The sequence below is a fragment of the Streptomyces sp. NPDC006602 genome (genome assembly GCF_042870385.1).
Classification (GTDB): Bacteria; Actinomycetota; Actinomycetes; order Streptomycetales; family Streptomycetaceae; genus Streptomyces.
In genome coordinates, this window is the sequence record NZ_JBIAHG010000003.1 from 353039 (window position 1) to 372539 (window position 19501).

The 19501-nt window shown below is 70.7% G+C and carries 15 protein-coding genes; 5 read left to right on the top strand and 10 right to left on the bottom strand.

Translation table 11 applies throughout. The features are described 5' to 3' along the window. Nucleotides 1-525: 525 nt before the first annotated feature. The 3 genes from typA to ACFYO2_RS10390 form a co-directional block, all read right to left on the bottom strand. Nucleotides 526-2433 (bottom strand): translational GTPase TypA, encoded by a 1908-nt coding sequence (typA, locus tag ACFYO2_RS10380; RefSeq protein ID WP_388346878.1) that lies wholly within the window; start codon nucleotides 2431-2433, stop codon nucleotides 526-528. Between the two features lie 154 nt (nucleotides 2434-2587). Beyond that, complete coding sequence (locus tag ACFYO2_RS10385; protein WP_388346880.1) at nucleotides 2588-3271, bottom strand: hypothetical protein; 684 nt, start codon at nucleotides 3269-3271, stop codon at nucleotides 2588-2590. 123 nt (nucleotides 3272-3394) lie between these two features. Next, nucleotides 3395-5551 (bottom strand): ABC transporter family substrate-binding protein, encoded by a 2157-nt coding sequence (locus tag ACFYO2_RS10390; protein ID WP_388346882.1) that lies wholly within the window; start codon nucleotides 5549-5551, stop codon nucleotides 3395-3397. Nucleotides 5552-5838: 287 nt separating this feature from the next. On the opposite strand from ACFYO2_RS10390, the gene ACFYO2_RS10395 reads away from it, so the two are divergent. Genes ACFYO2_RS10395 through ACFYO2_RS10410 form a run of 4 tightly spaced genes read left to right on the top strand, consistent with a single transcriptional unit; the run spans nucleotide 5839 to nucleotide 9748 of the window. Next, nucleotides 5839-6129: a hypothetical protein gene (locus ACFYO2_RS10395; RefSeq protein ID WP_388346884.1), complete on the top strand. Its 291-nt coding sequence runs from the start codon at nucleotides 5839-5841 to the stop codon at nucleotides 6127-6129. A gap of 36 nt (nucleotides 6130-6165) precedes the next feature. Next, a complete protein-coding gene (locus ACFYO2_RS10400) occupies nucleotides 6166-7005 on the top strand; it encodes a hypothetical protein (protein WP_388347563.1) in 840 nt (279 codons plus the stop codon). Further along, complete coding sequence (locus ACFYO2_RS10405; RefSeq protein ID WP_388346886.1) at nucleotides 7005-8981, top strand: fumarate reductase/succinate dehydrogenase flavoprotein subunit; 1977 nt, start codon at nucleotides 7005-7007, stop codon at nucleotides 8979-8981. The genes ACFYO2_RS10400 and ACFYO2_RS10405 overlap by 1 nt, the downstream gene beginning before the upstream one ends. Continuing rightward, complete coding sequence (locus ACFYO2_RS10410; RefSeq protein ID WP_388346888.1) at nucleotides 8978-9748, top strand: succinate dehydrogenase/fumarate reductase iron-sulfur subunit; 771 nt, start codon at nucleotides 8978-8980, stop codon at nucleotides 9746-9748. The genes ACFYO2_RS10405 and ACFYO2_RS10410 overlap by 4 nt, the downstream gene beginning before the upstream one ends. Nucleotides 9749-9767: 19 nt before the next feature. Here ACFYO2_RS10410 and ACFYO2_RS10415 read toward each other — a convergent pair whose 3' ends face one another. Then, entirely contained in the window at nucleotides 9768-10709 is a 942-nt protein-coding gene (locus tag ACFYO2_RS10415; RefSeq protein WP_388346890.1) for a class I SAM-dependent methyltransferase, read from the bottom strand. 420 nt (nucleotides 10710-11129) lie between these two features. Continuing rightward, a complete protein-coding gene (locus tag ACFYO2_RS10420; protein WP_388346891.1) occupies nucleotides 11130-12248 on the bottom strand; it encodes a hypothetical protein in 1119 nt (372 codons plus the stop codon). Between the two features lie 107 nt (nucleotides 12249-12355). On the opposite strand from ACFYO2_RS10420, the gene ACFYO2_RS10425 reads away from it, so the two are divergent. Continuing rightward, the gene (locus tag ACFYO2_RS10425; RefSeq protein ID WP_388346893.1) at nucleotides 12356-13903 is read left to right on the top strand and encodes a hypothetical protein; all 1548 of its coding nucleotides are present in this window, start codon (nucleotides 12356-12358) and stop codon (nucleotides 13901-13903) included. A 114-nt stretch (nucleotides 13904-14017) separates the two neighbouring features. Here ACFYO2_RS10425 and ACFYO2_RS10430 read toward each other — a convergent pair whose 3' ends face one another. The 5 genes from ACFYO2_RS10430 to ACFYO2_RS10450 all read right to left on the bottom strand — a co-directional run bounded on the left by ACFYO2_RS10430 (nucleotide 14018) and on the right by ACFYO2_RS10450 (nucleotide 19361). Next, entirely contained in the window at nucleotides 14018-16642 is a 2625-nt protein-coding gene (locus tag ACFYO2_RS10430) for a SpoIIE family protein phosphatase (protein ID WP_388346895.1), read from the bottom strand. A 252-nt stretch (nucleotides 16643-16894) separates the two neighbouring features. Next, a complete protein-coding gene (locus tag ACFYO2_RS10435; RefSeq protein ID WP_388346896.1) occupies nucleotides 16895-17356 on the bottom strand; it encodes an ATP-binding protein in 462 nt (153 codons plus the stop codon). Nucleotides 17357-17580: 224 nt separating this feature from the next. Then, nucleotides 17581-17991: a (deoxy)nucleoside triphosphate pyrophosphohydrolase gene (locus ACFYO2_RS10440; RefSeq protein ID WP_388346898.1), complete on the bottom strand. Its 411-nt coding sequence runs from the start codon at nucleotides 17989-17991 to the stop codon at nucleotides 17581-17583. Between the two features lie 43 nt (nucleotides 17992-18034). Then, the gene (locus ACFYO2_RS10445) at nucleotides 18035-18226 is read right to left on the bottom strand and encodes an SPOR domain-containing protein (RefSeq protein ID WP_388346900.1); all 192 of its coding nucleotides are present in this window, start codon (nucleotides 18224-18226) and stop codon (nucleotides 18035-18037) included. Between the two features lie 382 nt (nucleotides 18227-18608). Next, the gene (locus tag ACFYO2_RS10450; protein WP_388346902.1) at nucleotides 18609-19361 is read right to left on the bottom strand and encodes a GntR family transcriptional regulator; all 753 of its coding nucleotides are present in this window, start codon (nucleotides 19359-19361) and stop codon (nucleotides 18609-18611) included. Nucleotides 19362-19501: the final 140 nt, after the last annotated feature.

The following is a 19501-nucleotide window of genomic DNA, read 5'->3' on the forward strand; positions in this document are numbered from 1 at the left end:
CTGCCATGCGCCATGGCCGAACCACACCCCTAAGGTCTCGGTTCGATCACACCTGGCGCATACTTCTTCCAAAATCCGGACAAACAGTTTGCCGAAAGATCCCTGCGAAACGGACTTGTTACACATCTATCGGTGGCGAGCGTCCGAATTCCGGACGCGGCGAAGCGAAAAATGAGTTGCGCGTAACGTGGCCCCTGTGCGGGGATCGGCGCCATCTGGCGCACCGTCAACACGCTGCGTAGCCGGGCCGTTCGGTGGTCGAGGGCCAACACGCCCTCGACGGCACAGCGACTGCACAGGCTCAGGTCCACTACGGGCAGCCGAGCCGTTCGGGCAGCAGCGTAGTGCGGGCGAGGCACCCCGGAGGGCCTGCCCGGCCAATTCGAGGGTTTTCCCTACATCCCTCTTTACCGTCTTCTTAACCGTCTTCTGACTGCTTCTGACTGTCTTTCGGCTCCTACGACGACACCGGGCACCCCCGCCGGCAAGGCGGGAGTGCCCGGTGAGTGGCCGAAAGGCCAGGCGTCAGCCGTGCTTGGCGCGGCTCGCGGTGCGACCGCGCTCCTTCTGGTCGAGGACGACCTTGCGGATGCGCACGGCCTCCGGGGTCACCTCGACGCACTCGTCGTCGCGGCAGAACTCGAGGGACTGCTCCAGGGAGAGCTTGCGCGGCGGGACGATCGCCTCGAACGAGTCGGCGGCGGCGGAGCGCATGTTGGTGAGCTTCTTCTCCTTGGTGATGTTCACGTCCATGTCGTCGGCGCGGGAGTTCTCGCCGACGATCATGCCCTCGTACACCTCGGTGCCGGGGTCGGTGAACAGAACGCCGCGCTCCTGGAGGTTCGTCATCGCGAAGGCGGTGACGGCACCCGCGCGGTCGGCGACCAGCGAACCGTTGTTACGGGTCGTCAGGGGGCCGAACCACGGCTCGTGGCCCTCGTGGATGGAGTGGGCGATGCCCGTGCCGCGCGTGCCGGTCAGGAACTCGGTCCGGAAGCCGATGAGGCCGCGGGAGGGGACGACGAACTCCAGGCGGACCCAGCCCGAGCCGTGGTTCGACATGTTGTCCATGCGGCCCTTGCGGACGCCCATGAGCTGCGTGACCGCGCCCATGTGCTCCTCGGGCACGTCGATCGTCATGCGCTCGACCGGCTCGTGGACCTTGCCGTCGATCTCCTGGGTGACCACCTGGGGCTTGCCGATGGTCAGCTCGAAGCCCTCGCGGCGCATCTGCTCGACCAGGATGGCGAGCGCCAGCTCACCACGGCCCTGGACCTCCCACGCGTCCGGACGCTCGGTGTCGAGCACGCGGAGCGAGACGTTACCGACCAGCTCGCGGTCCAGACGGTCCTTGACCTGACGGGCGGTGACCTTGCGGTCCTTGACCGCGGCCTTCGCGGAGGCGCCCTTGCCGGTGCCGCCGCGGCCGACCAGCGGCGAGGTGTTCGTACCGATGGTCATCGAGATCGCCGGCTCGTCGACCGTGATGAGCGGCAGCGCGATCGGGTTCTCGGGGTCGGCGAGCGTCTCGCCGATCATGATGTCCGGGATACCGGCGACCGCACAGATGTCACCGGGGCCCGCCTTCTCGGCGGGCTTACGGGTGAGCGCCTCGGTCATCAGCAGCTCGGTGATGCGCACGTTGGACATCGTGCCGTCGCGCTTGATCCACGTGACGGTCTGGCCCTTGCGCAGCTCGCCCTGCTCGACGCGGAGCAGCGCGATACGGCCGAGGAAGTTGTCCGCGTCCAGGTTGGTAACGTGCGCCTGGAGCGGGGCCTCCTCGTCGTACTCGGGGGCCGGGACGTGGGACAGGATCGTGGAGAAGAACGGCTCCAGGCTGTCGCTGTCGGCCGGGACGGTGCCGTCCTCCGGCTTGGTGAGCGACGCCACACCGTCACGCGCACACGCGTAGACGATGGGGAACTCGATCTGCTCCTCGTCGGCGTCCAGGTCCAGGAAGAGGTCGTAGGTCTCGTTGACGACCTCGTCGATCCGGGAGTCCGCGCGGTCGGTCTTGTTGATGCACAGGATGACCGGCAGGCGCTGCTGCAGCGCCTTGCGCAGCACGAAGCGGGTCTGCGGCAGCGGGCCCTCGGAGGCGTCGACCAGCAGCACCACCGCGTCGACCATCGACAGGCCGCGCTCCACCTCGCCACCGAAGTCGGCGTGGCCGGGGGTGTCGATGATGTTGATGGTGATGACATCGCTGCCATCCTTCGGGTGGTACTTGACCGCCGTGTTCTTGGCCAGGATCGTGATGCCCTTCTCACGCTCCAGGTCGTTCGAGTCCATCATGCGGTCGTCGAGCGACTCGGCGGCGTGCGCGGCGAAGGCACCGGCCTGCTTGAGCATGGCGTCGACGAGGGTCGTCTTCCCGTGGTCGACATGGGCGACGATGGCGACGTTACGAATGTCGTGGCGCGTGGCCATATTGCGGCGTACTCCCGGAGTGTGAGGATGGCCTGCGCGTACGTCTGTGTTACGCGGACCCTGCCGGGCTGAACATGCCACGGCCTTACCCCATGGTACGGGGCCGCCGCCGTTGGGGCTGCCCGGGCCGTGACCGGAGGCGGCGGGGGGGAGCTCAGGCCCGCTTCGTGGCCGCGCTTCCCGCCACGCAGGAGCCGCGGGCCGCCTGGAGGGCGAGGGGGTCCTTGCCCACGGACTCGTCGCAGTTCAGGAGGCCATTCAGATCTACCGTGCAGGTGCGGGCATGCCCCGTGGTGGTGCGGCCGCCGGGGCAGGCGTAGCGGAAGTCCCCCGTGACCTCGCGCACACCGGCGTACGTCACGAACGCACCGGAGCCGTCGACCCGGGAGAAGCCGGACTCCCGGCCGGGCGCCTTGGCCTTCGGGTCGGCGAAGACGTACGTCGTTCCGCTGTCGTCCTTCGCCAGGGCCGGGGCGTCGGAGTCGATCTCGCCGATCTTCTTGCCCAGCGAGTACAGGACCTCCGCCGCGGACACGGAGGGTCCCTCGGTCTTCACGGACGGGCCCGGCGTGTACACCCGCCGGATCCGGTGCGTCAGCCTGCCGCCGCCGCCCTCTGAGATGCCCTGCACCTCGGACACCCCGGTCAGCCGGTCCGTCTTCGCGACGCCGGACCAGGTGAAGGTGCCGCCCGTGCAGGCCCGGACCACGGTCTTGTCGGTCCCGCCGACGCTCTTGTCGTCGCCGTTGTCCCCACCACCGGTGCAGGCCGCGGCCCCCGCTGTCAGTACCGCCGCGGCCAGTCCCGCAGCCCAGATCCGTCGTGTCGTGCCCCGCATGCGCGGGCTCCGTCCCCCGTGTACGAAGCGCCCGGCGCCCGCACCATGATCGCTGTCGAGCTCATGGTGCGGGCGCCGGGTGGGGGCGGCAAGCGATTTGAGGGATCCCTGAGCCGGCACCGCTCAGCGGTCAAACGACGTGCCCGCCGCCGGTTTCGTGCCCTGCTTCAGGTAGCCCATGTCCTCGTAGACCGGGGTCTGGAAGCCGAAGGCACCGGCGTTGACCAGGTTCTTCCGTACGACCGTGAGCTGGGGGCGCTGGTAGAGGGGGATGGAACCGGCGGCCGCCCAGATACGGGCGTCGGCCTTGCGGAGAAGGCCGCGGTTCTCGTTCTCGTCGAGGGTGGTGACGGCCTGGTCGAAGAGCTGGTCGACCTGGTCGGTGCCGACGCGGGTGTAGTTCTGCTCGACGTTCAGGGAACCGTCGGCGGCCGGCACCGGCTTGGCGAAGATCGGGCGAGCGTCGGTCGCGGGGAAGGCGGAGGTGGGCCAGGAGTAGAGGGCGAGGTCGTACTGGCCGGACGCGATGTGGTCCTTGAAGTAGCTCTCGTCGGCGACCTTCGAGATCTCGGTGCGGATGCCGACCTTCCGAAGCATGCGGCTGATCCGGTCGGCGACCGTGCGGAGCGTCTGAGAGCCCGTTCCCGAGGGGAGCACGAAGCGGAGGGTGAGCGGCTTGCCGTCCTTCGCCAGTGCGCCGGCCGCGGCACCCGCGGGGGCGGCGGTGCCCAGGGGGGCGTAGGCGCCGGGCGCGCCGCCCTGTTTCAGCTTGTTCTCGTACTGCTTGCCGTCCTGGGCGAGGTGCTTGCCGCCACTCTCCTCGCTCTTGTCCGTCCGGCTCTGCGAGTGCTTCTCCTTCTCCCGGTCGGTCTCGTGGGGAGCCTTGTCGTCCTCGCCGACGATGTACGTCCCGTCGTCGCCCTCCGCCGACTCCGGCACGCCCTTCCCGGACTTCTCGGCCTTCTCTCCCTTGGCGCCTGCCGCCTTCTCCCCCTCTTTCTTCTTCTCCTCCTTGACCGGCCCGCCGGGCACCCAGCCGGCGTCCGCGAGCAGCGCACGCGCCTTGGCGGTGTCCTGTCCGCCGAGGGCGCCACTGTTGTCGGCGTAGGCGGCCTGCCCGGCCAGGGCGAGGTGGCTGCCGACCGGCTCGGCGGGCAGCCCGAGCGGCTTGAGGGCGGCCTTGGCGAGCGCCTCCCGGTCGAGGGCGCGGGCCACGGCCCGGCGGACGCGCTCGTCGGCGAGCGGGCCGTCGGCACCGTTGAGGGCGAGCTGGGTGTAGGCGGGCTCCAGCGACTTGCGGACCTCGAAGCCCGAGAGGGACTTTGGCCCGCTCTCGTCCTTGGCGGCCGCTTTGCGGCCGGCCGGGCCCTGGAGCGGGGTGCTCGTGCCCTTCCCCCCGGCACGCGCGGCGAGGGTGAGGCGGTCGGCGGACTCGGGGTCGATCTCGGCGAGGTCGATCGTCCCGGCGGCCAGGGCGGCGGCCCGCTTGTCGCGCGGTACGGCCCGCAGCACGATCTCGGACAGCTTGGCGCGCTGCCCCCACCAGCGCGGATTACGGACGAGGACGACCTCGTCGTCCTTGCGGTCGACCTTCTTCAGGGCGAAGGGCCCGGCGGTGACCTTGAGCTTCCGCCGCGCCCCGTCGTTGAAGGAGTCCGGCGTGCCCATGACCTCCTTCGGGTACAGAGGCGAGAACAGCGACCGCCAGTCGGCGTACGCCCGCCCGAACGTGACCCGCACCTCCAGGTCGTTCGCCCCGCGCTCGACCTTCTCGATGCGCTCGTACCCGGCGTTGCGGGCGGTCCAGTACGCGGTGTCCTTGCCGGACAGGGCCCGCCACTGGGCGGCGAAGTCGGCGGCGCCGATCTCCCGGCCGTCGCTCCACACGGCCTGCTGGTTCAGCTTGTAGAGCACGACCTGCTTCGGCTCGGTCTCGACGACCTTCGCGGACTCCAGATAGTCGGCGTTGCGCTCCGGGCGCCCCTTCTGGTCCAGCCGGTACATCGACGGCAGTACGGCCTGCGCGATCTGGCCGGTCGCCGCGTTCGCGTCCGCCTGGAACGTGTTCAGCGTCTCCGGCACGGCGTCCACGGCCCAGTGCAGGGTGCCGCCGTCGGCGAGCCGGGCCCGGGCGGCAGGCGCGACGTCCGGGCCGGCGAGTGGTCTGCCCGCCCGGTCCTCGGAGCTGCATCCGGCGAGCATGGACACCGCGAGCGCGCTCACGGTGAGGAAGGAGACCGAGCGCGTGACCGCGCGCAGTCCGACGCCGTCGTGGGACATCTCTGCTTACCTCCGGGAGCCGCGAGCGTTATGATCACTTTTGGCGGTATATGGAGCTGATCACATGTATGCGGCCACTGAAGAGGAAAAGGTTCGGCAACGGACGGCGACACGGCGATCGCGGTCGGGAAGGTCACCCATGCGGCGCAACGCACCGCTCAGTGCACCTGTACGCCTCGGCCAATCGGTGCACGTCCCTTCCCACCGGCAGGTGTGACGCGCAACACTCGCAGGCGCATGAACGTTGCCACCCAGGGCATCCCCGCCCACGGAAGTGAGGTCACGTCATGTCCGTGCACGACGAACTGACAACAGTCCAGCGCTGCCTCGACGATCTGACCCGGTCGGTCGGACGCCTGGAGCAGCAGCTCGGCAACGGCGGGCTCGACATGCGCCGCGTCCGCGCCGACGCCGACCACCTGCGCGAGAGCGTCGCGCTGCTGCGTGAGGCGGCCTCCACGCCGGCCTCGCCCAGGCGCCCCGACCTCGTCACCATCCCCGACACCCCGTACGACGGCTCACTGTGGATCGACTCGGACGACGAGGGACTCGGCGCCCGGGACCGCCACGCCCCCTGAGCCGTCCGGAGTCCCGACCCGACCGGAGTCATGAAATTGGCCACTGGTACGGAACCACCAGCCACCGAAGACGCCCATCCCCTGCGCGGCGGCGTACACACCGGTACGCGCGCCGCGATCGACGCCCCGCACCTGCGCACCGACCGCTGGTGGGTGGCCCCGGCCATCACGGCCGCCGGTCTGCTCGCCTTCATCGTGTACTCGACCTGGCGGGCGTTCGCGAACGCCGACTACTACGCGGCGCCGTACGTGTCGCCGTTCTACTCGCCCTGTCTGGCGGAGAACTGCGACGCGATGCGCGCCGGTCCCAACTGGGAACTCTTCGGCGGCTGGTGGGGCATCTCCCCCGCGATCATCATCCTGATCTTCCCGCTCGGCTTCCGCCTGACCTGCTACTACTACCGCAAGGCGTACTACCGGGGCTTCTGGGCGTCCCCGCCGGCCTGCGCGGTGGCCGAGCCGCACAAGAAGTACACCGGCGAGACCCGCTTCCCGCTGGTGCTGCAGAACATCCACCGGTACTTCTTCTACGCCGCGATCGTCGTCGCCGGGATCCTGACCTACGACACCGTGCTCGCCTTCCGCGACGAGCACTACGAGTGGGGCCACATGGGCCTCGGCACGCTCGTCTTCCTGATCAACATCGTGCTGATCTGGGCGTACACGATCTCCTGCCACTCCTGCCGGCACATCGTCGGCGGCAAGCTCAAGCACTTCTCCAAACACCCCGTGCGCTACCGGATGTGGCAGTGGGTCGGGAAGCTCAACGCCCGGCACATGCTGCTCGCCTGGGCGTCGTTGGTGAGCGTGGCGCTCGCCGACTTCTACGTGTACCTGGTCGCTTCCGGCGCTTTCGACGATCCGAGGTTTTTCTGATGTCCGTTGTGGACCGGCAGCAGTGGGACGTCGTCGTGGTCGGCGCCGGCGGCGCCGGGCTGCGCGCCGCCATCGAGGCACGCGAGCGCGGTGCCCGTACGGCCGTGATCTGCAAGTCGCTGTTCGGCAAGGCGCACACCGTGATGGCCGAGGGCGGCATCGCGGCGGCGATGGGCAACGTGAACTCCGGCGACAACTGGCAGGTCCACTTCCGCGACACCATGCGCGGCGGCAAGTTCCTCAACCAGTGGCGGATGGCCGAGCTGCACGCGCAGGAGGCCCCGGACCGGGTGTGGGAGCTGGAGACCTGGGGCGCCCTGTTCGACCGTACGAAGGACGGCCGGATCTCGCAGCGCAACTTCGGCGGCCACGAGTACCCGCGCCTCGCGCACGTCGGCGACCGTACGGGCCTGGAGCTGATCCGCACGCTCCAGCAGAAGATCGTCGCGCTCCAGCAGGAGGACCATCGCGAGACCGGCGACTACGAGTCCCGGCTCAAGGTCTTCCAGGAGTGCACGGTCACCAGGATCCTCAAGACTGTGCCTGACAGCGGCTCCGCCGCGGGCAGCCGCGTCTCCGGTGTCTTCGCCTACGACCGTGAGACCGGCCGTTTCTTCGTCCTCGAAGCCCCCTCGGTCGTGATCGCGACCGGCGGCATCGGCAAGTCCTTCAAGGTGACGTCGAACTCGTGGGAGTACACGGGCGACGGCCACGCGCTGGCCCTGCTCGCGGGCGCACCCCTGCTGAACATGGAGTTCGTGCAGTTCCACCCGACGGGCATGGTCTGGCCGCCGTCGGTGAAGGGCATCCTCGTCACCGAGTCGGTGCGCGGTGACGGCGGGGTGCTCAGGAACTCCGAGGGCAAGCGGTTCATGTTCGACTACATCCCCGACGTCTTCAAGGAGAAGTACGCCCAGTCCGAGGAGGAGGGCGACCGCTGGTACGAGGACCCGGACCACAACCGGCGCCCGCCGGAGCTGCTCCCCCGTGACGAGGTGGCCCGCGCGATCAACTCCGAGGTGAAGGCGGGCCGCGGCTCCCCGCACGGCGGCGTCTTCCTCGACGTGTCGACGCGGATGCCCGCCGAGGTCATCCGGCGCCGGCTGCCGTCCATGTACCACCAGTTCAAGGAGCTGGCCGACGTCGACATCACGGCGGAGCCGATGGAGGTCGGGCCCACCTGTCACTACGTGATGGGCGGTATCGCCGTCGAGTCGGACACGGCGGCCGCGCGCGGAGTACCGGGCCTGTTCGCGGCCGGTGAGGTCGCGGGCGGCATGCACGGCTCCAACCGGCTGGGCGGCAACTCGCTCTCCGACCTGCTGGTCTTCGGCCGGCGGGCCGGCTGGCACGCGGCGGACTACGCGACCGGGCTCGGCACGGACCGCCCGCCCGTGGACGAAACCCAGGTCGACACGGCCGCGGCGGAGGCCCTGCGCCCCTTCTCCGCGGAGGGCCCGGCGCCGGGGGAGCCGGAAGAGGCAGTCGGCCGCCCGCCGGAGAACCCGTACACCCTCCACCAGGAACTCCAGCAGACCATGAACGACCTCGTCGGCATCATCCGCCGCGAGGCGGAGATGCAGCAGGCCCTGGAAAAGCTGGCTCAGCTGCGCGAACGGGCCCGGCGGGCCGGCGTCGAGGGCCACCGCCAGTTCAACCCGGGCTGGCATCTCGCCCTGGACCTGCGGAACATGCTCCTGGTCAGCGAGTGCGTGGCGCGGGCCGCGCTGGAGCGGACGGAGTCGCGCGGCGGCCACACCCGCGAGGACCACCCCGGGATGGACCGCAAGTGGCGCCGCATCAACCTCCTGTGTCAACTCACCGATCCCACCGGCGGGTTGGCGGCCACCGACCCGGTGCGCGGCCAGATCGACCTCACCCGTGAGTCCACCGACCCCATCCGCCCCGACCTGCTCGCCCTCTTCGACAAGGAGGAGCTGGTCAAGTACCTCGCCGAAGAGGAGCTGTACGAATGAGCGGCTACACGGCCCACTTCAAGGTGTGGCGGGGCGACGTGGAGGGCGGCGACCTGGAGGACTTCAAGGTCGAGGTGAACGAGGGCGAGGTCGTCCTCGACATCATCCACCGCCTCCAGGCCACCCAGGCCCCCGACCTCGCCGTCCGCTGGAACTGCAAGGCGGGCAAGTGCGGTTCGTGCTCGGCGGAGATCAACGGACGCCCCCGCCTGATGTGCATGACCCGCATGTCGGTGTTCACCCCCGAGGAGACGATCACCGTCACTCCGCTGCGCGCCTTCCCGGTCATACGGGATCTCGTCACGGACGTCGGCTTCAACTACACGAAGGCCCGCGAGGTCCCGGCGTTCGTGCCGCCGGAGAAGCTCGGCCCCGGCGAGTACCGGATGATGCAGGAGGACGTGGACCGGTCGCAGGAGTTCCGCAAGTGCATCGAGTGCTTCCTGTGCCAGGACACCTGCCATGTGGTCCGCGACCACGAGGAGAACAAGACGGCGTTCGCGGGCCCGCGTTTCCTGATGCGGGTGGCGGAACTGGACATGCACCCGCTGGACGCGGCGGCGGAGGCCGGGCTCGACCGGAAGCAGACCGCCCAGGACGAGCACGGTCTCGGCTACTGCAACATCACCAAGTGCTGCACGGAGGTCTGCCCCGAGGGCATCAAGATCACGGACAACGCGCTGATCCCTTTGAAGGAACGGGCCGTGGACCGCAAGTACGACCCGCTGGTGTGGCTCGGCAACAAGATCCGTCGGCGGTCGGGCTGAAGCCGTCAGACCGAAGCCGTCAGGCCGAGGCCCGCAGATAGCCCGAGTGCGCGACCTGGCCGAGGTAGGTGAACCGGGTCTCGCCGGCCATGTGCTTCTCGAACGCCTCCTTGATACCGGGCCACTTCGGGTGCCCGAAGTCGTCCAGTACGACGATGCCGCCGGGCGCGACGATCTGCTCGGCCCACTCCAGGTCCGCCGCCACTCCGGCGGCGGAGTGGTCGCCGTCGACGATGATCACGCCGTAGGAGCGGTCGGAGACCAGGGCGCGCACCTCGGGGTCCTCGGAGAAGCCCTGCTGGATCCGGGTCGCGGCACCGGCCGCGCCCGCCAGCGACAGATTGGTGCGCACCGCGGCTCCCTGCACCGGGGTGCCCGAGGCGTCGTCCCCCATGGTGGCGCCGGGCTGCAGCTGCGTCCCCGCGAGCGGATCGACGATCGTCAGCCTCGGATCACGCCCCGCGCGCTCCATCATCCGGATCACGGCCGCGCCGAACATCCCGTACAGCGTGCCGATCTCCAGGATCTCGTCGTTCGGCGGGTCGAGCAGCGGTACGGCGGACAGCTTTCCGACGATGTTCATGGTGCCGCCGGCGATCCGGCCGACCCCGAGCGCCTCCAACGCGATGAGCAGCCGGAACGCCTGGGCGACATTGCGCTCGGCGCCGTCCTTGTCCCCGGTCACCTGCGCCAGCTCCGCGATCGTGCGGTTGAGATGGGGCGCGGACGGCAGCCGAGACGCGCCGCGCCCGGTCCCGTCGAAGAACAGCTCCAGCGGGCGCTGACGGCTGCGGAGCGTCTTCAGCTCCTGCTGCAACGCGTCGGACGCGGGGTTCCCGGTGGTGCTTCCGTTGCCGTTTCCGATGGCACGGCGGACCTGGCGCTCTATGCGCTGGTCGATGAGTTCGACGATCGGCCGCAGGGCACGCCGGGCAGCCTTGCTGGTGAGTAGCGCTCGCATCCGTGGACGGTAGGGCCGCTCACAGCACTCTCACAACCAACGGAAGAACCCGTGCGGGCGAAGCGCACATGACGTCTCGGCCACGGGAGGCTTACGCAGTCCCGCCCCGGCGCCCGATCAGCTCCAGGGCCCGGCGCAGATTGTGCTCGGCGATGCCGGCCGAATCGGATCCGCGGCCAGCCGGAGTGGGCCGTCGGAGGCATGGGTGTCCGGCACCCGCGTACGGCGAGGAGGGGGCGTGTCGGGGGGTGTTCGCCCGCAGGGTTGGCGCGTCAACGCCGGTGCGTTGGTGAGCGACCGATTCCGCGCCGTTCCGAGGACGGACACCCCCCGGCGCGCCCCCGCCCCACAACGAAACGGAAGGCGCCACCCTCCGCGGCTCTGCCAAGGGGGCACAGGGCGACGCGGGTGAGGGATTTCTCAGCGCACCCAGCCCTCCCGGTACGCCGTCCAGTCCTCCTCCGTGGCGGCGAAGTCCACGTACGCGGCGACGCCGAAGTTGGCGCGGTCCGCGTCCGTGCGCGAGAGGCCCAGCCGGACGCCCCGGACCGCGGCGGAGACGGTCTCGGCGTGATTCCAGTGGCCGAACCGGTTCTCGTGGTAGAAGGGCAGGCCCATGAGCAGGTCGGTGGAGTGCGGGGTGACCTCCAGGGCCAGCGCGGTCTGCTGGGCGACATAGCCGCCGTACAGGCTCTCCAACGGCTGCATGGTGTCGTACGACATCACCGCGATCTGGTCGACCCGGCGCGCGACCTGCCCGAAGAACTTCTGCGACCACCACTTCGGGTGCCCGGCGACCGTGCCCCAGAAGGAGTGGAACGCCGGCACCGGGTCGATCTGGTGCGCGGCGATCGACAACTGGGCGTCCCGCGCGCGGGTGACGCGGTGCAGGGAGTCGAGGAGGGTGAGGTAGTTCCGGTCGCCCGAGTGCAGCGGCTCCAGGTCAAAGTGCACGCCGTCGAAGCCGACGGCCAGGATCTGCCGGGTGGACTCGACGACGGCGGCCCGGGTCTCGGGGCGCTCCAGCCGCATGCCGTTCGGGCTCTCGGTGGCGAGCACGTCACCGAGCCAGGCCTGGACGCGGATGCCGGGCGCGGCGGCGTGCATGGCGTCGATGAACCCACGCGCCCTGGGGTAGAGCGTCTTGGGCAGCGTGCCGTCGTGCTCCAGCGGCCCGGAGTGGACGTAGAGATCACGCAACCCGGTGCTCTCCAGCCGGCGGGCCAGGGCGGTGACGTCGGCATCCTTCTTCCGCCCGTCGACCCAGGCGTGGCCGAGCCAGATGGCGTCCTTGTCGCGGGTGTAGGTACCGTCCGCGGGGTCGCCGGTGTAGTTCACGCGGAGGGCGATCTCGGCGGCGAGCAACGGTAAGACGACCACCAGCACGAGGCCGAGGGCCGTACGCCGAACCCAGCGGACCCATGTCCGCCGCCGCCTCTTCGGCTCCGGTTCCGACTCCGGCCCCCGCTCCGGTGCGGCCTGGTCACCGTCGGCGACCGCGGGTATCTCCCCCTCCTCGGGCTTCTGCTCCGCTTCCATCCCCGTCCCCCCAGAACGTCCCGTCACGGCGTTCCCCTCCCCCATCGGCGTACGGCCACCCGTCACCCCGGTCGCGCTCCCGCATTCCTCCTCATACGCTCCGAAATGTGACGTCATCGTTGATCCGGGGCCGCCCGCGGCGCACCCGCTCCCACATATCCGTGCGGGTGGCGCATGCCGTACTGGGCGGTGTGGCCGGGCTCGGGTGGCTGGTGTTGCCAGGGATGACGATCAACACGGACGTTCCGGTTGCGATCAGCACCGATGCCCCGGTTGCCGCCACCGCGCAGGAGGACGAGGAGACCTCGGCCGCGGACCTGGTCCTGCCGCTCGTGGTGGTGGGTGCGGCGGGCGCACTGGCCGGATACGGATACATACGACGCACCAGACGGGCCAGAACCCGTACGACCCCCGGCGGCCCCCACATCCCACCCCCCGCGCCACCCCTCACGGAGCTCGACGACCGGTCCCGGGCCCTCCTCGCCGAGGCCGACAACTGGATCCGCACCAGCCGCGAGGAGCTGAGCTTCGCCGAGGCCCGTTCCGGACCGGCAGCCGTCGCCTCCATCACCCAGGCCGTACGCGACGCGGAGTCCGAACTGACGGCCGCCTTCCGTATTCGCCGGCAGTACGAGGCCGACGTCCCGCAGGACGAGACGTCCCGTCGCCATGCGCTCGCCGGGATCGTGGGCCGGTGCCAGGAGGCGGGCCGGCGCCTGGACGAGGAGGCGGCGGCCTTCGACCAACTCCGCGCACTGGAACGGGACATCGGCGAGGCGCTGACCGTCGCGGAAACACGCTTCCGGGAACTCGCCGGCCGCACGGCGACCGCGGAGACGACCCTCGCGGACCTCGCCGAGCTGTACGCGCCCTCCGCCACCGCATCCGTCACCGGCTACGCCGAACAGGCCAAGGACCGCCTGGTGTTCGCCACGAACCACCTCAACCAGGCGCGCCAGGCAGCCGACTTGGACGAGGCCGAGGCAGCGGCCCGACAGCTGCGCGCCGCCGAGGGAGCCGTCGCTCAAGCCGCCGTTTTCGTCAGCGCCATCAACCGTCTCGCCACCGAGCTGAGATCCGCCGCGAGGATGGTGGCAAGCGCCCTGACCGGAGCGGAGTCGGAACTCTCGGGGGTGCGGGGCACCCCCGTGGGGAAACTGCGGTCACAGGTCCTGCACGCCGACACCGTGCTGACCTCCGTGCGCGAAGAGCTGACCGGCGGGCAGCCGTACGACCCGCTGGACGTCCTGCGCCGGATCGTGCACGTCCTCGCCCCGGTCGCCACCGGGCGGGCCGCGGTCCTCTCGGCGGCCGCCCGGCTCACCGCGCGCAGCGCCGCCGCCGGCGCGGACGGCTTCGTCACCACACACCGGGGCGCGGTGGGCGCCGGGGCCCGCACCCGGCTCGCGGCGGCACGGGAACTGCTCGATGCCGCACCCCTCGCCGACCTGGTACGCGCCCACACCTTGGCCCGGCAGGCCCGCGAGCTCGCCGAGCAGGACGTACGCGTGCACGGCAACCCCGTCGCCGGGGCGGACCAGCGCGCGAGCGGGGTCTCCGGGGCGGTCCTCGGCGGGATCCTCCTGGGCGGGGGCCGGCCGCCCAGCTTCGGCGGGCCGAGGACAAGGGCCAGGCGAGGACTCCGCTCCCCGTAGCGCTCTTCCCCGGCGGCCCTCTTCCCCGTGGCCTCTTGCCTCGTGGTCCTCTTGCCCGTGGTCCTCTTGCCCCGTGGCCCTCTTCTCCAGTGGTCCTCTTCCCGAGTGGTCCTCTCAGAAGAGACTCAGCAACGCCTCCGCCGGGTCCGCCAGCCCGTTCTCCCCGTCCGGCAGCGGCAGTTCGAACCACACCGTCTTGCCGCGCGGTGTCCGGCGGGAGCCCCAGGCCGCGCTGAGGAGACCGACCAACTGCAGTCCGCGACCGCCCTCGTCCGTGTCGCGGGCGCGGCGGCGACGGGGTTGGACCAGGCCGGAGTCCCAGACCTCGCAGACCAGCGTGCGGTCGAGGAGCAGTCTCAGCCTGATCTCGCCCTCGCCGTACCGCAGAGCGTTCGTCACCAGCTCGCTGACCAGCAGCTCCGTCGTGTCGACCAGGGGTTCCATGTCCCAGCTGAGCAGCTGGTTGCGGGCGTACTCACGGGCCTTGCCCACGCTGCGCGGCTCGCGCGGCAGCGTCCAGTCGCCGACCGAGTCGACGGGCAGGCCCTGGACACGTGCCATGAGCAGGGCGATGTCGTCCTCGCCGTGGTGGGTGTCGAGGGTGTTGAGGACGTGGTCGCAGACGTCCTCCAGGGGAGCCGAGGGGTCCGTGAGGGCTCCGACGAACGCCTGGAGGCCCTCGTCCAGCGGGTGGTCGCGCGATTCGACCAGTCCATCCGTGTAGAGCGCCAACAGAGCACCTTCGGGAAGTTCGACCTCGACCTCCTCGAAGGGCTCGCCCCCTACGCCGAGCGGCATGCCCGGCGGTACGTCGAGCATCAGCGCCGACTCGCCGGGTTCGACCAGGACCGGAGGCAGGTGACCCGCGTTCGCGAACGTGCACCTGCGGGTCACCGAGTCGTACACCGCGTACACGCAGGTCGCCAGGTACACCTCGGAGAGGTCCGCCTCGCGGGGGCGACGGGCGGCGCGGGTCGCCTGCTGGACGCCTCCCGGCGCGCCGAGTCCGCGTGCGATCTCGTCCAACGCGGAGAGCACCTCGGCCGGTTCGAGGTCCAGCAGGGCCAGTGTGCGGACGGCCGACCTGAGTTCGCCCATCGCGACCGCCGCCCGCAGGCCCCGGCCCATCACGTCCCCGACCACCAACGCCGTCCGGTGCCCGGGCAGTTCGATCACGTCGAACCAGTCGCCGCCGACCTCGCTGGGCCGGTCCGAGGAGGAGTTGCCGGGCAGGTAGCGGCAGGCGATGTCGAGGCCGGAGGCCACCGGGTCGCCGGGGGGCAGCAGGGACCGCTGCAGTATCAACGCGCGCTCGTGCTCCCGCCGGTACAGGCGGGCGTTGTCGATACAGACGGCCGCGCGGGCCGCCAGCTCCACCGCCAGATCCCGGTCCCGGTCGCCGAACGGCTCGCTGCCCTTGGTCCGGGCGAACTGCGCCAGGCCCACGACGGTGTCGTGGGCGACCATCGGCACCGCGATCGTGGACTGGACGAGACCGCCCTCCTCGGCGGGGACGATCCGTGGGCGCGCGGTGCGCAGGGCGTCCGCGCAGGGCGAGTTGAAGGGGTAGTGGTGGACCGCGCCGACCGCGACCGGATCGCCGGAGCCGGCGAAGGGCGCGTCGGAGACGGCGCTGGCGAAGGCGACGCGGCGCAGCTGCGCGCTGCCGTCGGCGAGTCCGGGCGGGGTCTCGTCGCCGGCCAGCAGGCCCTGGTAGAGGTCGACCGTGGCCAGGTCGCAGAAGCCGGGGACGACGACGTCGAGGAGTTCGCGGGCGGTGGTCTCCAGGTCGAGGGAGTTGCCGATGCGGGCACCGGCCTCATTCAGTAGGGCGAGATTGCGCCGGGCGGAGGCGGCCTCACGGGCGGCGGCGCGGCGGGCGGTGATGTCGAGTCCGAGCCACGCGATGCCGATGGGGCGGCCGGAGCCGCTGTGCACGCGGTAGAGGTTGATGGACCAGTGACGGCGCTCCTCGGAGCCCGGCACGAAGCCCGTGACGTGCATGTCCGTGATGGAGTTGCCGGTTTCCAGCACCCGGCGCAGGGTCGCGGCCACCCGCTCGGCCTCGGGGCGCTGCAGATAGTCGTACACGCCCTTGCCGCGGTGGTCGTCGGGGGTGCCGCCGAAGGTGTTGGCGAACTGCAGGTTGGCGCGGCGCACCCGCAGATCGGGGTCGATCAGCAGAAAGCCGAACGGAGATTGACCGAAAATCGCCTGCGAGGCGGCGAGGTCGGTCTCGATGCTGCGCAGGGTGCGGACGTCGACGACGATGCAGACGGCGGCCTTCTCACCGTCCTCGGTCCGCGTCGGCATGACGTACACCTCGGCGAGACCCTGCCGACCGCGCTCCCCGTCCGCCGTGTCCGGCATCCGGAAGGGGACCACTCCGGTCCACTCCCGCCCGTCGAGGATCTCGGCCATCTTCCGCTGGCCCCGCTCCTGCAGGTCGGGGTCGATGAACGCCTCGATGGGGTCCATGCCGACGGCCCGCTCGGCCGCGATACCGAAGAGCTGCTCGGCCCGCAGGCTCCACTGGTCGACCAGCCCGTCGGGGCCGATGGAGAAGGAGGCGACCTTGATGTAGTCGTAGATCGAGCCGGGCGGACTGCTCTGCCACATGGCGTCACCGGGCGGCACGTCTTCCGGACGGATCCCCGCCGCGGCACCACCCACGGCCTCCGTCCTCGCGCCGTCCGACGGGTCTTGCGACTCCGTGGCCTTCGCTGGTATCTCGCTCACGCGAACCGTCCCCTCCAGCTCACCGCGTCCGGCACCGGTCACCGGGGGCGGCTGCCCGCAGTATCCAGCACTACGGCGCCGCACAACACGGTGTTCACGATCACAGCACGGTCCCGATGGTTTTCGGTCCGGACCGCGCCAACACCTACAGTCTTCTAACCAGCGGACACGTCGTCGAACCCCGCGTGTCGACAACCGCCACTGGCCTGAACCAGTTGCTCGACAGAGCGGAGGCGGTCGTACACCGTCGGCTCAGCCCGGCACGGCGAGTTCGAACCACACCGTCTTGCCCGCCTCGCCCGGACGGGTGCCCCAGCGGCGCGAGGAGTGGGCCACCAGTTGCAGGCCCCGGCCGCTCTCGTCCTCGGGCCGGGCGACGCGCTCGCGGGGCGGGTCCGGGAGCGGGTCGGAGACCTCGACCAGCAGTACGCCGCCCAGGCCCGCGGGGCGCACCAGCCGTACGCCGATGGGGCCCCTGGCGTGCCGCAGGGAGTTGGTCACCAGCTCGCTGACCAGCAGGGCCGCGAGGTCGGCGAGGCTGTCGAGACCCCAGTCGCGCAACTGCCCCCGGACGACGGCACGGGCGCTGCGGACGGCACCCGGGTCCGCGGGAAAGGTCCACTCGGCGCAGTCACCTTCGGTGTCGATCACGCCGATCACATCCCGAGCCGGCCAGCTCACCCATGTCCGCTTTCGTGGGGTTAATGGGCACATACCCGGTATCGAGCGGCCAGTACCGCCCCGACGGCGCACTGTGGCACCAACAGCGAAGAGGGGATCAGCGCACGCCGGTCACGGGCTCCGTGCGGGAGACCGGTGCGCCACCGTGTCCCGGCCACCCGAGTGTCCGAGCCGGTGCACCGCCGCCTGCGGCGCCCGCTCGGCCGCGAGGCGTACGTGCGGCGATCAGCGCCCCGGCCCCGGCCGCCGTACGGCGATCAGCCCGCCCCGCCCTGGAGCCTCGTCGCCGCCTCGCGGACCGCCGGCACGTCCTGGTCCAGCCAGGGCACGTCCCAGATCTCGGCGGGGGTGAGCCAGCGGAGCTCGTCGTGGTCCTGGAGGGGCTTGGGGTCGCCGGAACCGGGAAGGAGGCGGGCCGTCCACACCTGGAGGACGTACGGCGGGTTCAGGGGCCACTCGCCCGGGATCCGCTCGACCGGCTCGGTTTCGACGCCGAGTTCCTCGCGCAGCTCGCGCACGAGTGCCGCCTCGGGCGTCTCGCCCGTCTCGACCTTGCCGCCGGGCAGTTCCCAGCGCCCCGCGAGTACGGGGGGCGCGCTGCGGCGGGCGGCGAGGAGGCGGCCGCCGTCGAACAGGGCGGCCCCCACCACCACGATCCGTTCCGTCATGCGCCGGAGCCTACGGGAGCGCGGGGCCGACGGGCCGCAGGGCTCAGTCGGCCGAGCTGGATCCGTTCTGCCCGATCCGCTCGACCCAGTAGAGCTGTTTGTGCCGGCGGGAGTCGAGGCTGTCCGCGATCTTCTGGGCCTCGGCGCGGGTCGCGTACCTGCCGACCCGGTAGCGATTGCCGTTGTCGTCCTGCCGTATGACGAGCCAGGGAAGAGTGATCGTGCCGTCGTTCATCGCGCCCCACCGCTCCTTCCCGCCCCGGCCCGCCCGCTTCCCACCCACAGCCTGCGCCGAGCCCCACCCGATAAGGAAACCGCAATCCGCATATGCCCGAGCCTACGCCCAACCTTTACGCAGCGAACACGGCTTTTCACAAAGAGGTACGCAACCAGCCAGGACGGACCGGCGCTCCAGGGGGCGCACAACATCAAACGCGCCCCCGCTACACATTGACGCACCGGTCAGCGACATGCCCCGCGCATCTGCGCCGACCTGCGAGAACGGCCGAATTCGAACGCTGCACGAAAGGCGCCCCGTTGGGCGTTGGCCGCAGGCAACTGCCGGGAGGGCGTGCGCCACTTCACATGGGGTACACGCAAGTCGGCCGGGAGGCACGCTACTTCACGGGCAGGTGGTACGCGACCCGGTACCGGTCCGCCGGGATCACCACGTCGGCCGTCTCCACCGGGCGGCCCGAGGCGTAGTACGTGCGCTGGACGACGAGGACGACATGGCCTGGGACACCACCGAGCGCGAGGAGTTCCTCGGCGAGGCCGGGGCGGGCGCCGACCTCCTCGGTGACGTTGTCCACCACCACGTCGATGGCGGCCATCCGCTCGACGACGCCCATCCCGCCGAGCGGGCCCTCCTCGGGCAGCATCACGGGCGTACGGCCGGTGACGGCGAGGGGCTCCCAGGAGGTGGAGAGCATCATCGCCTCGCCGGCCTCCCGGAAGACGTACTTCGTGCACATCACGCGGTCGCCGGGCCGGATGGCGAGCCGCTCGGCGACGGCACCGCTCGCCTCGGCCTGTTCGCTGCTCGACTCCCAGGTGCCGCGCACCTCCGCGTCGGCCTGCTCCTGCCGGAAGGGCGTGGCCCCGCCGACCGGGCGGTAGCCGGAGCGGGCGATGGGCCGGGGCACCGGCCGCTCACGCACATACGTGCCCGAGCCGGAGCGGCCCTCGACCAGCCCCTCGGCCATCAGCACCTTGCGCGCCTCGAGCGCGACCGTGTCCGAGACGCCGTACTCCTCGCGGATTCTGGCCTGGGACGGGAGGCGGGTGTGCGGTGGCAGCGATCCGTTGACGATCTTCTTGCGGAGATCACCCGCGACGCGCAGGTACGCCGGCTGCTCACCGAATGTCACTGGCCGCTCCCATCAGGTTGTACAGACAGCAACAGCGTGGCAACCGTAGGTTGAGCCATGCAAGCAAAGGCCAGAGAATCACTCGATGTGATGACATGTGCCCGGGTATGCCTTTACGCAGGCACTTTCTCTCCGCTATG

What these genes read in the sequence shown, in the direction of transcription:
- ACFYO2_RS10390 (WP_388346882.1), bottom strand. Translation starts at nt 5,551, where the DNA reads ATGTCCCACGACGGCGTCGGACTGCGCGCGGTCACGCGCTCGGTCTCC.
- ACFYO2_RS10440 (WP_388346898.1), bottom strand. Translation starts at nt 17,991, where the DNA reads ATGACGGAACGGATCGTGGTGGTGGGGGCCGCCCTGTTCGACGGCGGC.
- ACFYO2_RS10415 (WP_388346890.1), bottom strand. Translation starts at nt 10,709, where the DNA reads ATGCGAGCGCTACTCACCAGCAAGGCTGCCCGGCGTGCCCTGCGGCCG.
- ACFYO2_RS10420 (WP_388346891.1), bottom strand. Translation starts at nt 12,248, where the DNA reads ATGGAAGCGGAGCAGAAGCCCGAGGAGGGGGAGATACCCGCGGTCGCC.
- ACFYO2_RS10435 (WP_388346896.1), bottom strand. Translation starts at nt 17,356, where the DNA reads ATGTGCCCATTAACCCCACGAAAGCGGACATGGGTGAGCTGGCCGGCT.
- ACFYO2_RS10405 (WP_388346886.1), top strand. Translation starts at nt 7,005, where the DNA reads ATGTCCGTTGTGGACCGGCAGCAGTGGGACGTCGTCGTGGTCGGCGCC.
- ACFYO2_RS10410 (WP_388346888.1), top strand. Translation starts at nt 8,978, where the DNA reads ATGAGCGGCTACACGGCCCACTTCAAGGTGTGGCGGGGCGACGTGGAG.
- typA (WP_388346878.1), bottom strand. Translation starts at nt 2,433, where the DNA reads ATGGCCACGCGCCACGACATTCGTAACGTCGCCATCGTCGCCCATGTC.
- ACFYO2_RS10385 (WP_388346880.1), bottom strand. Translation starts at nt 3,271, where the DNA reads ATGCGGGGCACGACACGACGGATCTGGGCTGCGGGACTGGCCGCGGCG.
- ACFYO2_RS10395 (WP_388346884.1), top strand. Translation starts at nt 5,839, where the DNA reads ATGTCCGTGCACGACGAACTGACAACAGTCCAGCGCTGCCTCGACGAT.
- ACFYO2_RS10445 (WP_388346900.1), bottom strand. Translation starts at nt 18,226, where the DNA reads ATGAACGACGGCACGATCACTCTTCCCTGGCTCGTCATACGGCAGGAC.